The following is a 15763-nucleotide window of genomic DNA, read 5'->3' as shown; positions in this document are numbered from 1 at the left end:
GCCTCATGCGCCGGCTTCCAGGCGGACACGCCCAAGCGGCGTGCTGAGCGTGGCGGCGAGGCCCGCACCCGTGGCGACGCCGGTCGGCAGGCGCTGCCTCGCCGCCTCGGGCAGGGCGCCCACGCTCAGCGACTCCAGCCGGAGGGGACTGGCGGCCAGCGCTTCGGCCGGATGCGTGTCGCCCCACTCGATCAGTGTCGGCAGCGAGCCATCGAACAAGCGTGCGCCGTCGGATCGCACGGCGATGCGCCAGCGCAGCAGGCCGCGCGGCGTGTCCCGCTCGGCCGCCAGCACCTCGCCGCGCTCGACGCCTGCCGCCGCCAGCGCCGCGCACTCGCCTGCCACGTCGTCGCAGCGCGCCACCCAGTGGATCAGGCGAGGCCCTGCAGCGAGCACCGCGCGCAGTGCCGGGTCGTCGAGGTCGAACCAACGCCGCCGCGCCGGCGGCGGCGCCTGCGGGTCGACGGCGATGATCTCCAGATAACTGCGCGGAAACCCTCCTGAACCGATCGCCAGCAGCAGGTTGTGCGTGCCCATCAGCGCGTGTTGGCCTCCCGGGCCGGGCCGCACCCCCAGCGTGGCCGCGCACCAGGCAGCGCCCTGCTCCAGCGTGGCCGCGCCGACCACCAGGTGATCGACCTGCCAGCTCACAGCATGACCTGCCCACCCACGACGATCACGCTGTCGCCGCCGACCCAGACGTCGTCGCCGACCTGCTCGACGAACACGCGCCCGTCACGGCCGAGCGCCGTGCCCTGCGCGGCGACGTAGCGCGGCGGCGCCAGGCCGGTGCCGATCAGCCATTGCGCCAGGCCGGCGTTGAGGCTGCCGGTGACCGGATCCTCCGGCACGCCCAGGGTCGGCACGAAGGCGCGCACCTCGAACTGCGCGTCGTGGCCGGTCGGGCAAGGTGCGACCACGCCGAGCTTGAGGCCACGCATGGCGGCGAAGTCCGGCTGCAGCGCCAGCACCTCGTCGCGCGCACCGAGCATCACCGCCACCCAGCCCGGGCCGTTGTCCACCCAGTTCGAGGCGCGCATCGCATCGCGCGGAATCTTCAGGCTGCGCGCGGCATGTTCCAGCGTCGCCGCGTCGACCGCGCCGCTGCGGCGCAGCGGCGGCGCCGCGAAGGCCAGGCGCGAACCGTCGCGGCGGATGCGCACCAGGCCCACACCGCACTCCTGCACCACCGCCCCGCTGCTGCGCGCGCGGCCCCCTGCGGCCAGCCAGGCGTGGCAGGAGCCGAGCGTCGGGTGGCCGGCGAAAGGCAGCTCGCCGCCGGGGGTGAAGATGCGCACGCGGTAGTCCGCGTCCGGCGTGGTGGGCGGCAGCAGGAAGGTGGTCTCGCTGAGGTTGGTCCAGCGCGCGAAGGCGGCCATCTGCGCGTCGGACAGTCCTTCCGCGTCGTGCACCACGGCCAGCGCGTTGCCCTTCAGCGGCGCGGCGGTGAAGACGTCGAGCTGGGTGAATCGGCGGGTCGTGCTCATGTGTTCTCCTTCAGCATCTGCGCCAGCATCGCGACGCCACGATCGATCTCCTGCGGCGGCACGGTGACGAAGCTCAGGCGCAGCGTGTTCGCCTGGGCATGGTCGGCGAAGAAGGCCGCGCCGGGCACGTAGGCCATGCCGCGCTCGACCGCCTTCGGCAGCAGCGCGGTCGCGTCCATGCCGTCCGGCAGCTCGACCCAGAAGAACATGCCGCCGGTGGGCACGTTCCAGCGGCAGCCGGCGGGCATGTGGCGTTCCAGCGCGGCGCGCATCGCGTCGCGGTGGCTCCTGTAACGCGCCCGCACCGTCGGCACATGCGTGCGCAGGAAGCCCTCGCGGATCACCTCGTGCACCACCCGCTGGTTGAAGCCCGGAGTGTGCAGGTCGGCCGCCTGCTTGGCCTGCAGCAGCTTGGGGAAGAGCGCCTTCGGCGCGATCACGTAGCCCAGGCGCAGCCCGGGCGCGAGCACCTTCGAGAAGGAGCCGAGGTAGACGGTGCATTCGGGCCATTGCGTGGCCAGCGGTGGCGGCGGCTCGGCGTCGAACCAGAGATCGCCGTAGGGGTTGTCCTCGACGATCGGCAGGCCCAGCGCCTGCGCCTGCGCCGACAGCGCGATGCGACGTGCCGCGCTCATGCAGCGCCCGCTCGGGTTCTGGAAGTTCGGCAGCAGGTAGAGGAAGCGTGCGCCGCGCGCCGCCTGCAGCGCCTCGGGCAGCGGGCCGTCGTCGTCGCACTCGACCGAGACCACCTCCGGCTCGTAGGGCGCGAAGGCCTGCAGCGCCCCCAGGTAGGTGGGCCGCTCGACCGCGACGCCGCTGCCAGCATCGAGCAGCACCTTGCCGACCAGGTCCAAGCCCTGCTGCGAGCCGGTGGTGATCAGCACCTGCGACGCATCGGCGGCGAGGCCGCGCGAAGCCATCTCCGCCGCCACCCACTCGCGCAGCGGGGCGAAGCCCTCGCTGGCGGCGTACTGCAGAGCCTCCTTCGGCGTGTCGCGCAGCACGCGCTCGCAGGCCGCGCGCATCGCCTCGACCGGAAAGCTCTCCGGAGAGGGCAGCCCACCGGCCAGCGAGACGATGCCCGGGCGCTCGGTGACCTTCAGGATCTCGCGGATGATGGAGGGGTTCATGCGCTCGGCGCGCCTTGCCAGCTGGAAGCTCATGCCTGTCTTTCGAGGGGGGCGAGAGAGGCGGGGCGGTGCGTCGGCAAGCGTTTGCCGACGAACACGGTGGCGATCACCGCCAGCGCGAAGGCCACCGTCAGGATGTCGAGACGCTCGCCGAGCAGCGGCACAGCGAACAGCAGGCTAAGGAAGGGCTGCACCAGCTGTACCTGGCTGACGCGCACCGTGCCGCCCAGTGCCAGGCCGCGGTACCAGGCGAAGAAGCCCAGCCACATCGAGAACAGCGTGACGTAGCCGAACGCCGCCCACGAGGCGGCACGGGCCGGCTGTGCGGGCCACGCCAGCACGGCCAGCGGCAGCGTCACCGGCAGGCTCAGCACCAGCACCCAGCAGATCACTCGCTCGGCCGGCATCTGTGCCGACAGGCGCGCCCCGGCCACGTAGCCGGTCGCGGCGCTGGCCACCGCACCGATGAGCAGCGCGTCGGCCATCGTGAGCTGCCCGCTGCCGCGCAGCAGCGCGAAACCGACCACCAGCGTGCAGCCGGCGCTTGCGCACAGCCAGAAACCGGCCGACGGCCGCTGGCGGAACCACAGCGCCGCCGCCAGCGCGGTGGCCAGCGGCAGCAGGCCGGTGACCACCGCGGCGTGCATCGAATCGACGTGGCGCAGCGCCAGCGCCAGGAAGAGCGGAAAGCCCACCACGGTGCCGAGCGCCGAGACGGCGAAGGCCGAGAGCTGCCTGGCACGGGGCCGCGGTGCGCGCGTCGCGAGCAGCCAGACCGCGCTGAACAGCCCGGCCAGCGCGGCGCGACCGACGGTGACGAACAGCGGCGGCAACTGCGGGTCGTCGGCCGGGCCGACGGCCAGGCGCGTCATCGGCAGCGTCATCGCGAAGATGACCACACCGAGCAGGCCGAGCCAGAGTCCACGCGCCTCGTCGCGCGGCGAGGTGGTCGCGTTCATGCGGCCAGCAGCCACAGCGCGGTGGCCAGCAGGACGGCGGCCATCACGCGGTTGAAGACCACCAGCCGCCGGCCCCGCGCCAGCCAGCTGCGCAGCAGCGAGCCGACCAGCGCGTAGGCGAAATTGCTCGTGAAGGCGAAGCCCACCATCACCACGCAGACGATGGCCAGCCGCTCGCCCGGGTTGGTCGACGGCAGGCTGCCCGCGCTCGTCACCCAGCCGGCGGCCAGCGCCAGCGCCAGCATCCAGGCCTTGATGTTGAGGAACTGCAGCCCCACGCCCTGCCAGAAGCCGACGGCCAGTTGCGCCGGGTCGGCCTCCCCGAGCCGGCGCACCCCCGTCAGCTTCCAGGCCAGCCAGACCAGGTAGGCGATGCCGCCGAACTTGACCGCCAGGCGCAGCGCCGGCGCGGCCAGCACGAGCGCCGCGAGTCCCAGGCCGCACAGCAGCATCAGCAGCGTCCAGCCAGCCGGCACGGCAACGATGAAAGGCAGCGCACGCCGCAGGCCGAGGTTGGCGCCAAGCGCGGTGGACAGCGTCGTGTTCGGCCCCGGCGTGAAGCTCATGGCCGTCGCGAAGCTCATCAGGGCGGCGAGTTCTTCAGCAGACATGTCGCCAGTCTAGAGCCGGCACCAACACAGTAGCAGTACACTTTCGGTGACCTGACTTTTCACTGTACTGGTCCGGACACCAGCACAAGCCATGCTCGACCTTGCTGCCGATACGACGGCGCTGCCCGGCGCCGGCCGCCTTTCGCGTCAGGCGGACAGCACGCTGACCGAGCAGCTCGCCGCCCGCTTTGCCGAGCGCATCCGCGCGCGGCTGCTCGCCCCGGGGGCCAGACTGCCCTCGGTGCGCGAATGCGCGCGACGCCATGAGGTGAGCCCGACCACGGTGGTTGCGGCCTACGACCAGTTGCTCGCGCAGGGCCTCGTGGAGGCTCGCGCCCAACGCGGCTTCTATGTGCGCGCGCCGCTGGGCGAAGCGCCCGTCGGCGCGGCCCGTGCCACGCCACTGCCGCGCTCGCCAGTGCCGATCAGCGCGACGACGCTGATCCGTGGCATGTTCCAGCCGCCCGGCGCGCAGCCGATGCCGGGCCTGGGCACCCTGCCGGCCGAGTGGCTGGATCCGTCATTGCTCGCCGGCGCGATGCGCAAAGTGAGCGCTCAGCTCGGCCGCACGGCGCTGCTGTATGGCGAGCCGGCCGGCGAGCAGCGCCTGCGCCGGGTGCTGGCCACGCGCCTGTCCGACCATGGCATCGCGGCGACGGCCGAGCAGATCGTCACCACCGTGGGCGCTACCCATGCCCTGGACGTCGTCACCCGCACCCTGCTCAAGCCAGGCGACACCGTGCTGGTCGACGAGCCCGGCTGGTCGATCGAATACGCGCGGCTGGCGGCGCTGGGCTTGCACGTGCTGCCGGTGCCGCGCGGCCCGGAAGGCCCGGACCTGGCGGCCATGCAGCGGCTCATCGAGGCGCAACCGGCGGGCGCGAAGCCGCGCCTGTACGTCACCGTCTCGGTGCTGCACAACCCGACCGGCGCCTCGATCAGCCTGCAGTCGGCGCACAAGGTTCTGCAGCTCGCGCAGTTGCACGACTTCGCCATCGTGGAAGACGACACCTACGCCCACCTCGCGCCGCCGCACCTGCCGCGGCTGGCGGCGCTGGATGCTCTGGAGCGCACCATCTACGTCTCGGGCTTCTCGAAGATCCTCACACCGAGCTGGCGTGTTGGCTACATCGCCGCGCCGGCCCGGCTGGTCGACCGCCTGATCGACACCAAGCTGCTCTCCACATTGACCACACCGTCGATGACAGAGCTGGCGCTCGCTCACTGTCTGGAGCAGGGATTGCTGCGCCGCCATGCCGAGCGCGTGCAACGCCTGCTGGACGCGGCGCGCGGGCGTGTGGTGGAACTTGCGCGTGCCCACGGGTGCCGCTTCGTGGCCGAGCCGCGCGGGCTGTTCGGCTGGGTGGATGTGGGCGTCGACACCGAGCGGCTGGCCCAGCTGATGCACGACGACGGCTGGCTGATCGCGCCCGGGGCCCTGTTCCACGCCACCCACCGCCCCACACGATTGATGAGAATCAACTTCGCCACGACCCAGGAGGCGCGCTTCTGGCAGGCGCTGCAGCACGCCCGGTCGTCGCTGCGGCCCCTTTCGTGACCAAGCGTAACGAGAGAGAATGGCATGGTGATGAACAGCGAATTGTTCCAGCCCACGCTGCCCCTCGGCGAGGCGGAGTTGATGCGCGCGAGCGCCTACCAGCGCTACCTCGACGAGTTGCGCACCGAAGAGGGCGGCATCAGCACGCGCATCTCGCAACTCAGCCCCTCGTTGAAGGCCGACCTGCTGCGCTTCGGCGAGGATGGCGGCGCCTCCGAGGTGGTCGAGGTGATGGCGGCCTGCATCCGCCACGGCAAGCGGGTGACCATTCACATCCAGAGCGGCGAGCGCGTCGTGCCGCTGACGGTGTTTGCCCAGGAGCGACTGGTGCACTGCCCGGTGCCGCCGGAAGAGCTGGTCGGCAAGCCGCTGCTCGACCTGCGCGTGATGCACGTCGAGCCGGCACTGCTGCACCCCCCCGGCGAGCGCGATTCGGCCATGGTCGGCGCCGAGCAGGCGCACTACCCGCTGGCGCCCCTGCTCTGGGATCTGGCAATGCGCGGGCTGCGCCGCGAACTGCTGCCCGAGATTGCCGGTCCGGCCGTCTATCGCGTCGCGCCGGGCCTGGACGTCAACGCACTGCGGGCCAGCGGGGCCGTCATGGCAGCAATCCAGCGCCTCGCGCGGCAGAGCGCGTCGCTGCGCGAGATCTCCGACTGGCCGGGCATGGACCGCGAACGCGCTACGCGCCTGCTCAATGCCCTGTACCTGCAGTCCGGCCTGATCGTCAGCCGCTCACACCCGGATGCGGTGCGAGACGGCTGGTTCTGAGCCTTCCGGCATCCGCTAGCGGGCGCCGAGCTCCTCCCAGCGCTCCAGCGCCGCCATCAGTTCGTCGTCGATCTGCGCGTGACGCCGGTGCGCCTGCGCCATGCCCTGCGGGTCGCGCGCGTAGGCGTCGGGGTCGGCAAGCCGTTCGTTCAGCGCCTTCTGCTCCGCCTCGAGCGCCTCGATGCGCCCGGGCAATTCATCGAGTTCGCGCTGTTCCTTGTAGCTGAGCTTGCGCGGCTTGGCCACCGGCCCGGCGGCCCTGGCCGGTGAGCTCGCAGTCCCGGCACCGACCTTTTCCGCCGGCGCGCTGCGTGCCTCGGTCTGCTCGCGCAAGGCCCGCGAGCGCTCGCGCTGAATCCGCCACTCCTCGTAGCCGCCCTCGTACTCGCGCCACCGGCCCGGCGCGTCGTCACCCTCCCAGGCGATGGTGCTCGTCACCACGTTGTCGAGGAAGCGCCGGTCGTGGCTGACGAGGAACACCGTGCCGGCGTAGTTCTGCAGCAGCTCCTCGAGCAATTCGAGCGTGTCGATGTCGAGGTCGTTGGTCGGCTCGTCGAGCACCAGCACGTTGGCCGGCAGCGCGAACAGGCGGGCCAGCAGCACGCGGTTGCGCTCACCGCCGGACAGCGTGCGCACCGGCGAGTTGGCACGTTCGGGAGAGAACAGGAAGTCGTTCAGGTAGCTCATCACGTGCTTGCGCGCGCCGCCGACTTCGATCCACTCGCTGCCCGGGCTGATGGTGTCGGCCAGCGTCGCGTCGAGGTCGAGAGCGCTGCGCATCTGGTCGAAGTAGGCCACCTCGATGCGCGTGCCCTGGCGCACCGTGCCCGATGTGGGCTTCAGTTCGCCGAGGATGAGCTTGAGCAGCGTCGTCTTGCCCGCGCCGTTCGGGCCGATCAGACCGACCTTGTCGCCGCGCAGGATGGTGGCGCTGAAGCCGTCGACGATGAGCTTGTCGCCGAAGCGCATCGACACGTCCTTCAGCTCCGCGACGATCTTGCCGCTGGGCACGCCGCTGTCCACCTCGAGCTTCACCTGGCCGAGCGACTCGCGCCGTGCCTGGCGCTGCGCACGCAACACCTCGAGGCGCTGGATGCGCGCCACGCTGCGCGTGCGCCGCGCTTCTACGCCCTTGCGGATCCACACCTCCTCCTGCGCGAGCAGCTTGTCGGCGCGCGCGCTGGCCAGCGCCTCGGCGGCGAGCTGCTCCTCTTTGAGCCGCTCGTAGGCGCTGAAATTGCCCGGAAAGCTGCGGATCGTGCCGCGGTCCAGCTCGATGATGCGCGTGACCACGTTGTCGAGGAAGGCCCGGTCGTGCGTGATCAGCATCACCGCACCCTTGAAGCCGCGCAGCAGTTCCTCCAGCCAGGCGATCGAGTCGAGGTCGAGGTGGTTGGTCGGTTCGTCGAGCAGCAGCACGTCGGGCAGGGCGACCAGCGCCTGCGCCAGCGCCACGCGCTTCTTCATGCCGCCGCTGAGTTCGCCGACGACGCGTTCGCCGTCGAGGTGCAGCTGGTGCAGCGTGGTGTCCACGCGCTGCTCCCAGGTCCAGGCGTCGAGCGCCTCGATGCGCGTCTGCAGCGCGTCGAGGTCCACGCCCGGCGCATGCTCCTCGTAAGCCGCGCGCACCGCCTTGGCCTCGGCCACGCCCTCGCTGACCACCTCGAACACCGTCGCCGAGGGGTCGAACACCGGCTCCTGCGGCACGTAGCGGATGCGCAGGCCCTGCGTGACCTGCAGCAGCCCGTCGTCGGGTTTTTCCAGGCCGGCGACGATCTTCAGCAACGACGACTTGCCCGCGCCGTTGCGACCGATCAGGCCGAGCCGCTCGCCGGCTTCGAGCGAGAAGCCGGCGCCGTCGAGCAGGGCGACGTGCCCGAAGGCGAGGTGTGCGTTGGACAGGGAGAGAACGGCCATGGACCGATTGTCGCCGGGCGTAGGATGGCCGCTTCGACCACACCGCCCGCCCGTCCATGCTCGAACGCCGCCCCTGGGTGCCCGCGCCCTGCGAAGACCTCGTGCAGTCCATCGCCGCCGACGCCGCGCAACTCGACGGCGAGGCGGTCTTCCACGAGATCGCCCGCCTCGTCGCCGAGAACCGCCGCATCCACGACGTGCGCGGCATCAACCTCAACCCGGCGAGCAACGTGATGAACCCGCGCGCCGAGGCGATGATGGCCTCGGGCCTGGGTTCGCGCGCCTCGCTCGGCTACCCCGGCGACAAGTACGAGATGGGGCTGCAGGCGATCGAGCGCATCGAGGTGATCTGTGCCGAGCTCGCCGCCGAGGTGTTCGATGCCAGCTACGCCGAGGTGCGCGTCGCCTCCGGCGCGCTGGCCAATCTGTACGTCTTCATGGCGACCTGCCGCCCGGGCGACACGATCATCGCGCCGCCGGCGGAGATCGGCGGCCATGTCACCCATCATGCGGCCGGCGCCGCCGGCCTGTACGGCCTGAAGACCGTGCCCGCGCCCACGCTCGCCGACGGCTACACGGTGGACGTGGCGGGGCTTCGCACGCTCGCGCGCGAGGTGAGGCCGAAGCTCATCACCGCCGGCGGCAGCCTCAACCTGTTCCCGCACCCGGTGGCCGAGATGCGCGCGGTGGCCGACGAGGTCGGCGCCAGGCTGCTGTTCGACGCCGCCCACCTGTCGGGCATGGTCGCCGGCCGCCGCTGGGCGAATCCGCTGGCGCAGGGAGCGCATGCGATGACGATGAGCACCTACAAGAGCCTCGGCGGCCCGCCGGGCGGTCTGATCGTCAGCAACGACGCCGGCCTGGCCGAACGGCTCGACGCCATTGCCTACCCCGGACTCACCGCCAACTTCGATGCCGGCAAGGTGGCGGCGCTGGCGGTCACGCTGGTCGACTGGAAACGTCACGGAAGCGACTATGCGCAGGCCATGTGCGACACCGCGCTGGCGCTCGCCCGCGCGCTGCATCGCGAGGGGCTGCCGGTCCACGCCATCGAGCGGGGTGCCACGACCTCGCACCAGTTCGCCGTCGAGGCTGCGCGCTGGGGCGGCGGCCAGGCGGCGGCGCGGCGCTTGGCGCTGGCCGGCCTGCTCGCCTGCGGCATCGGCCTGCCGATCGCGCCGGTGCCCGGCGACGTCAACGGCCTGCGTCTGGGCGTGCCGGAGATCGTGCGCCTGGGCATGAAGCCCGAGCACATGGACGAACTGGGTTCATTGCTCACCCGGTCGCTGCACGACGACCCCGAACTGATCGCGCCGGAAGTCGAGCGCTTCCGCCAGCGCTTCCGCGAACTGCACTACATCAACTGAGCGGCCGCAGCGCCTTCTCCAGCGCGTCAACGAACATCTTCGCGACGTCGAAGCCGGTCTGGTCGGCGATCTCGCGGAAGCAAGTCGGGCTGGTCACGTTGACCTCGGTGAGGCAGTCGCCGATGACGTCCAGGCCGACCAGCAGCAGTCCGCGTGCCACGAGGACGGGCCCGAGCGTGGAGGCGATCTCGCGGTCGCGCGCGGACAGCGGCTGCGCCACGCCCTTGCCACCGACGGCGAGGTTGCCGCGGATCTCGCTGCCCTGCGGAACGCGCGCCAGGCAATAGGGCACCGGTTCGCCGGCGATCACCAGGATGCGCTTGTCGCCCTGCGCGATCTCCGGCAGGTAGCGCTGCACCATCACCGTGGTCGTGCCGTGGCGGTTCAGGGTCTCGGTGATGCTGCCGAGGTTGAGGCCGTCGGGGCCGACGCGGAAGATGCCCATGCCGCCCATGCCGTCCAGCGGCTTGAGGATGATGTCGCGGTGCTCCGCATGGAAGCGCCGGATCGCCTCGGCGTCGCGCGTCACCAGCGTCGGCCCGATCAGGTCCGGGAACTCGAGGATGGCGAGCTTCTCCGGATGGTCGCGCAGCGCCGCAGGCCGGTTGAACACGCGGGCGCCCTCTCGCTCGGCCTGCTGCAGGAGGTGGGTGGCGTAGAAGTACTCGCTGTCGAAGGGCGGGTCCTTGCGCATCAGCACCGCATCCATATCGGCCAGCGGGCTGGCCGGGACGAACTGCTCGGTGAACCAGTGGCTCGGGTCGCCGCTGAGGGCGATCTGGCGCATCGCCGCGCTGACGGTGCCGCCGCGCTCCCAGACCAGGTCCTTGGGTTCGCACGCGAACAGCTCATGGCCGCGAGCGCCGGCCTCGCGCATCATCGCGTAGGTGCTGTCCTTCTTGATGTTGAACTGTTCCAGCGGGTCGGCGACGAACAGCAGGCGCATGGCGGCATTCCAGGGATTCAGACCGGCCGCCACTGTGGCACAAACCCGCGCAGGTCGCCCTGCGCGGGTCTCATGGCCGGGTGTCGGCGGGCCTCAGGCCGCACGCGGCACGAGCACGCGGCGGGCGTCGACGCTCAACGGGCCGGAGCCCAGCGCGGCCAGCAGGAACAGGCCGCCGGCCACCGACAGGTTCTTCATGAACATCAGCTGCTGCACCATCGCCTGCTGCGCGGGCACGGACCAGAACGCATGGAACAGCAGGCTCGCCGCCAGCGTGAACAGGCCCAGCGCCAGCGCCGCCCAGCGGGCCTGGAAGCCGATCGCGATGGCCAGACCACCGAGCAGTTCGAGCAGGCCGACGATCACCGCCAATGCGGTGGCGAAGGGCAGTCCGCCGCTGGCGATGTAGCCGGCCGTGCCTTCGATGGCGGTGAGCTTGCCGTAGCCGGCAAGGATGAACATCAACGCCAGCAGCACGCGGGCGACGACGACCAGGGGGGTCTTGAAGGAATCAGTCATTTTCAATGCTCCGTGAATGGACTTGTCGATCCGCGTTCGTCGCGGCGTTCTGTGCACGGAAACAACTCTAGGCGCCACTCAGGGCCCCATCGGCAGCCCGCGGATGACGTCATCGTTCTGAAAATTTGACTTGACTCAGCCCTCCAGGGCTCGCAGCACGTCGTAGCAGGCGCCCATGGTGTGGTAGTCGGTCTTGCCGGCGGGGCTCTTCTCGTTGCCGAGCTTCGAGTTGTCGGGCGCGAGGATGCGGTACCAGGCGCCGTGCTCGTGGTCGACGAAGTGCTGCCAGGCGTAGGCCCAGATGCGCTCGTACCACTGCCAGTACGCGTCGTCGCCGCAACGCAGGGCGAGCAGCGCGGCCGCGGCGAAGCTCTCGGCCTGCACCCAGAAGTACTTGTCGCCGTCGCACACCGTGCCGTCGGGGCCGAAGCCATAGACGAGGCCGCCGTGCGTCGCGTCCCAGCCGCGCGCCATCGCGGTGTCGAAGAAATGGCGCGCGCGCGCCACCATCCATGCCGGCCGCTGCGCGCCGGGCAGCCAGCGCTCGAGCTGCATCAGCAGCTTGGCCCACTCGGTCAGGTGACCGGTCTGGTAGCCCCAGGGGCGGAAGATGTCGGTCCTGTCGTCGCGGTTGAAGTCCCAGTCGACCGACCAGCGGCCGTCCGCGCCGATGCGGTAATGCTCCCACACCAGTCCGTCGGCGAGCGACGCCAGCCGGCCGGTGACCGACTCGGCCAGCGTCAGCGCACGCTGCAGGAAGCGCTCGTCGCGTGTCGCCTCGTAGGCGGCCATCATCGCCTCGCAGGAATGCATGTTGGCGTTCTGGCCGCGGTAGGCGCCGAGCTGCCAGTCGGGCGCGGCCTCGTCGGCGTAGAGGCCGTTCGCCGGTTCCCAGAAGCGCCGCTCCATCAATGCGAACGTGGCGTGGAGACCGGCACGTGCCTCGTCCACGCCGGCCATCAGCGCATGCGCATGAGCGAGCAGCACGAAGGCCAGCCCGTAGCAGTGGTGGGTGCCGTCCTGCAGCGTGGCGCGCCCGTCGTGCCAGTCGATCTGCCACGCGTAGCCGCCCTGCGGCTGCGCGTGGGCGCGCTGCAGGAACGCCAGGCCGTGGCGTGCCGCGGCCTGGTATCCGGCACCGCCGAAGCGGCGGAAGGCCATCGCATGGTTGAAGACGAAGCGAGCGCTGCTGACGAGGTGGCGTGTGCGGCGGTCGTAGACCGTGCCGTCGTCCTTGAAGAAGTGGAAGAAGCCCCCGGACGGATCGAGGCAGCGGCCGTCGTAGAAGGCCAGCGTGTGGCGGACATGGCCGAGCAGGAACTCGGGCGAACGAAAGTCGGGCATGGTCGCGGCAGTCTACGGCCGTGCCGTCAGCGCCTCCAGGCGTGCACCCCCCAGGCCAGCGCGCCCGCCACCACGCCCCAGAAGGCCGAGCCGACGCCGAACAATGTCACGCCCGACAGCGTGACCAGGAAAGTGATCAGCGCGGCCTCGCGATGCAACTCGTCCTTCACTGCCACGGCGAGACCGCCGGCGATGCTGCCCAGCAGCGCGAGGCCGGCCACCGCCACCACCAGCTCGCGCGGGAAGGCAGTGAGCACGCCGGTGACCGCCGCGCCGAACAGGCCGATGACGACGTAGATCGCGCCGCAGGCCACCGCCGCGGTGTAGCGCTTGTCCGGGTCCTCGTGCGCCTCGCGTCCCATGCAGATCGCCGCGGTGATCGCCGACAGGTTCAGCGCGAAGGCACCGAAGGGCGCGAGCAGCAGCGTGGCCGCCCCGGTCATCGTGATGATGCGGGAGATCGGCATCTGATAGCCCGCGGCGCGGATCGCCGCCACGCCGGGCAGGTTCTGCGAGGCCATGGTCACGACGAACAGCGGCAGCGCCAGGCTCACCGCCGCGGCGACGCTGAACTCGGGCATGACGAACACCGGCGTGGTCAGCGCGAAGGTCACGCCGCCCAGATGGAGCTGCCCGTTCGCGAAGGCGTAGGCCGTGCCCGCCGCCAGCACGCCGGGCACCGCATAGCGCGGCCACGCCCGGCGGCCGACGAGGTAGGCGCCGAGCATCAGCAGCACCAGCGGCAGCGCAGCACGCGCCGCGAGGAAGGCATCCAGGCCGAAGCGCGCCAGCACGCCGGCGAGCAGGGCGCTGGCGATCGGCATCGGGATGCGGTCCATCACGCGCTCGAACCAGCCGGTGGCACCGGCGGCGATCATGAGCAGTGCGCAGACGATGAAGGCACCGGTGGCCTGCGCGAGCGTGAAGCTGCCGGCCGCCGCGGCGGTGGCAAGCACCGCCGCGCCGGGCGTGCTCCAGGCCACCATCACCGGCTTGCGCAGCAGCAGGGAGGGCAATGCCGAACACAGGCCCATGCCCAGGCCGAGCGCCCACATCCACGAGCTGATCTGCGCCGGCGTGGCACCCAGCGCGGTGGCCGCCTGGAAGACGATTGCCACCGAGCTGGTGAAGCCCACCAGCACGGCGACGAAGCCGGCGGTGAAGGCAGGCAGGGAGAGGTCGCGGAGGAAGCTCATGGCCCGGCACCGGGCCGCCCCAAGCCGGGCGGCGCCCCTGGGGGGCAGGAGCGAAGCAACTGGGGGGCCGTCATCAAATCTGCACTTTGGCGCCAAGTTCCACCACGCGGTTCGCCGGCAGGCTGAGGAAGTCTGCCGCTGCCGTGGCATTGCGGTGCATGCTCGCGAACAGCTTCTCGCGCCACAGCGACATGCCCTCGCCCAGCGTCGGGATGACGATGTCGCGCGAGAGGAAGTAGCTGGTCTCCATGTCGTCGAGCCGCACGCCGCGGTCGCGGATGAGCGCCAGCGCCTCGGGCACGTCCGGGTCGTTCTTGAAGCCGAAGTGCAGCGTCACCTGCCAGCAGTCGCTGCCCAACGACTCGAGCTCGCAGCGCTTCTCGAAGCCGATCCACGGCACCTCGTGGTGACGCACGGTGACGAACAGGTTGGTCTCGTGCAGCACCTTGTTGTGCTTGAGGTTGTGCAGCAGCGCGTTGGGCGCGTTGCCCTGCTCGGCGACGAGGAACACCGCCGTGCCCGGCACGCGCACCGGCGGGCTGACGAACACCGCCTCGAGGAAGCTCTTCAGGTCGATCGCATCGTCGCGCAGCCGCTCGCCCATCAGCGCGCGGCCCTGCTTCCAGGTCATCAGCAGCAGGAACATCACGGCGCCGATCAGCACCGGGAACCAGCCGCCGTCGAACACCTTCACCACATTGGCGGCGAAATAGGTGAAGTCGACGAGGAAGAAGAAGCCGGTAGCAGCCACGCACAGCCACCACGGATACCTCCAACCGTAGCGGATGACGAAGAAGGTCATCGTGGTGGTGATCAGCATGTCGATCGTCACCGCGATGCCGTAGGCGGCGGCCAGATTGCTGCTCGAGCGGAACAGCACCACGGCGAGCACGATGCAGACATACAGCCCCCAGTTCACGAACGGCAGGTAGATCTGCCCGGTGTCCTTCACCGAGGTGTGCACCACGCGCAGCCGTGGCAGGTAGCCGAGCTGGACCGCCTGCTTGGTCACCGAGAAGGCTGCGGTGATGAGCGCCTGCGACGCGATCACCGTCGCCGCGGTGGCCAGGGTGATCAGCGGATACAGCGCCCAGGTCGGCGCCATCTCGTAGAACGGGTTCTTCGCGTTCTCCGGGTGCGCGAGCAGCATCGCGCCCTGACCGAAGTAGTTGATCACCAGCGCCGGCATCACCAGGCTGAACCAGGCTAGGCGGATCGGCTTCTTGCCGAAGTGGCCGAGGTCGGCATAGAGCGCCTCGGCGCCGGTGACGCACAGCACCACCGAGCCGAGCGCGACGAAGGCGATGCCGGCGTGGGCGGTGAGGAACTCGATCGCATAGCCCGGATTGAGAGCCCACAGGATCGCGGGGTTCTTCGCGATGTGCGTCAGCCCCAGGACGGTGAGAACGACGAACCACAGCGCCGTGATCGGCCCGAAGAAGCGCCCGACGCTGGCGGTGCCGAGGCGCTGCACCATGAACAGGGCGGTGAGCACCACCAGCGTGACCGGTACGATCCAGGGGTGAAGCGCGGGTGCGGCCACCTCCAGACCCTCCACCGCCGAGAGCACCGAGATCGCCGGCGTGATGACACCGTCACCGAAGAAGATCGCCGTGCCGAAGATGCCGATCAGAAGCAGGCGCGCGCGCAGCGCCGGCCGGTCCTTCACCGCCTGAGAGGCCAGCGCGAGCATGGCGATCAGGCCACCCTCGCCGTTGTTGTCGGCGCGCAGGATGAGCAGCACGTACTTCAGCGAGACGACGACGGTGAGCGTCCAGAACATCAGCGACAGCACGCCGTGGATGTTCTCCGCGCTCATCGGCACGTGGCCGTGGGCGAACACCTCCTTGAAGGCGTACAGCGGGCTGGTGCCGATGTCGCCGTAGACGACGCCGATGGCGCCCAGCGTCAGTGCGGCAAGGCTGGACCGATTGCTGGGCTGGCTCACGGGAAGGAGT

General features: G+C 70.6%; 14 protein-coding genes. 3 read left to right on the top strand and 11 right to left on the bottom strand.

What is annotated here, in order from left to right:
* Positions 1-3: 3 nt before the first annotated feature.
* Genes Q0599_RS03145 through Q0599_RS03125 form a run of 5 tightly spaced genes read right to left on the bottom strand, consistent with a single transcriptional unit; the run spans position 4 to position 4187 of the window.
* On the bottom strand, positions 4-651 hold the full coding sequence (locus tag Q0599_RS03145) for a VOC family protein (protein ID WP_298825532.1): 648 nt from the start codon (positions 649-651) through the stop codon (positions 4-6).
* Positions 648-1487: a PhzF family phenazine biosynthesis protein gene (locus Q0599_RS03140; protein WP_298825530.1), complete on the bottom strand. Its 840-nt coding sequence runs from the start codon at positions 1485-1487 to the stop codon at positions 648-650. Before Q0599_RS03140 ends, Q0599_RS03145 begins: the two co-directional genes overlap by 4 nt.
* A complete protein-coding gene (locus Q0599_RS03135) occupies positions 1484-2650 on the bottom strand; it encodes a PLP-dependent aminotransferase family protein (protein ID WP_298825528.1) in 1167 nt (388 codons plus the stop codon). The genes Q0599_RS03140 and Q0599_RS03135 overlap by 4 nt, the downstream gene beginning before the upstream one ends.
* Complete coding sequence (locus Q0599_RS03130) at positions 2647-3576, bottom strand: DMT family transporter (RefSeq protein WP_298825526.1); 930 nt, start codon at positions 3574-3576, stop codon at positions 2647-2649. The genes Q0599_RS03135 and Q0599_RS03130 overlap by 4 nt, the downstream gene beginning before the upstream one ends.
* Positions 3573-4187, bottom strand: coding sequence for a LysE family transporter (locus Q0599_RS03125; protein ID WP_298825523.1), 615 nt, complete (start codon positions 4185-4187; stop codon positions 3573-3575). Before Q0599_RS03125 ends, Q0599_RS03130 begins: the two co-directional genes overlap by 4 nt.
* Positions 4188-4278: 91 nt before the next feature.
* Here Q0599_RS03125 and Q0599_RS03120 point away from each other — a divergent pair, with 91 nt between their 5' ends.
* Positions 4279-5745: a PLP-dependent aminotransferase family protein gene (locus Q0599_RS03120; protein ID WP_298825519.1), complete on the top strand. Its 1467-nt coding sequence runs from the start codon at positions 4279-4281 to the stop codon at positions 5743-5745.
* 30 nt (positions 5746-5775) lie between these two features.
* Positions 5776-6516 (top strand): hypothetical protein, encoded by a 741-nt coding sequence (locus Q0599_RS03115; protein ID WP_298825516.1) that lies wholly within the window; start codon positions 5776-5778, stop codon positions 6514-6516.
* 15 nt (positions 6517-6531) lie between these two features.
* Here the strand turns inward: Q0599_RS03115 and Q0599_RS03110 are convergent, their stop codons facing one another.
* The gene (locus Q0599_RS03110; protein ID WP_298825513.1) at positions 6532-8433 is read right to left on the bottom strand and encodes an ATP-binding cassette domain-containing protein; all 1902 of its coding nucleotides are present in this window, start codon (positions 8431-8433) and stop codon (positions 6532-6534) included.
* Between the two features lie 56 nt (positions 8434-8489).
* Here Q0599_RS03110 and glyA point away from each other — a divergent pair, with 56 nt between their 5' ends.
* Positions 8490-9800, top strand: a complete 1311-nt coding sequence (glyA, locus tag Q0599_RS03105) for a serine hydroxymethyltransferase (protein ID WP_298825510.1) — start codon at positions 8490-8492, stop codon at positions 9798-9800.
* Here glyA and gshB read toward each other — a convergent pair.
* The 5 genes from gshB to Q0599_RS03080 form a co-directional block, all read right to left on the bottom strand.
* Positions 9793-10746, bottom strand: coding sequence for a glutathione synthase (gshB, locus tag Q0599_RS03100; RefSeq protein WP_298825507.1), 954 nt, complete (start codon positions 10744-10746; stop codon positions 9793-9795). The two genes, glyA and gshB, sit on opposite strands and share 8 nt — an antisense overlap.
* 93 nt (positions 10747-10839) lie before the next feature.
* A complete protein-coding gene (locus Q0599_RS03095; RefSeq protein WP_298825504.1) occupies positions 10840-11265 on the bottom strand; it encodes a DoxX family protein in 426 nt (141 codons plus the stop codon).
* 135 nt (positions 11266-11400) lie between these two features.
* Positions 11401-12609, bottom strand: a complete 1209-nt coding sequence (locus Q0599_RS03090) for an AGE family epimerase/isomerase (RefSeq protein WP_298825501.1) — start codon at positions 12607-12609, stop codon at positions 11401-11403.
* 26 nt (positions 12610-12635) lie between these two features.
* Positions 12636-13805, bottom strand: a complete 1170-nt coding sequence (locus Q0599_RS03085) for a benzoate/H(+) symporter BenE family transporter (protein WP_298825498.1) — start codon at positions 13803-13805, stop codon at positions 12636-12638.
* A 73-nt stretch (positions 13806-13878) separates the two neighbouring features.
* Entirely contained in the window at positions 13879-15753 is a 1875-nt protein-coding gene (locus Q0599_RS03080) for a potassium transporter Kup (protein ID WP_298825495.1), read from the bottom strand.
* Between the last annotated feature and the right edge of the window lie 10 nt (positions 15754-15763).

It is taken from the genome of uncultured Piscinibacter sp. (genome assembly GCF_937952055.1).
In the GTDB taxonomy this organism is placed as follows: Bacteria; Pseudomonadota; Gammaproteobacteria; order Burkholderiales; family Burkholderiaceae_C; genus Piscinibacter.
Note: the sequence above shows the minus strand (reverse complement) of the source record. Positions and strands in the feature narration are given on the sequence as shown.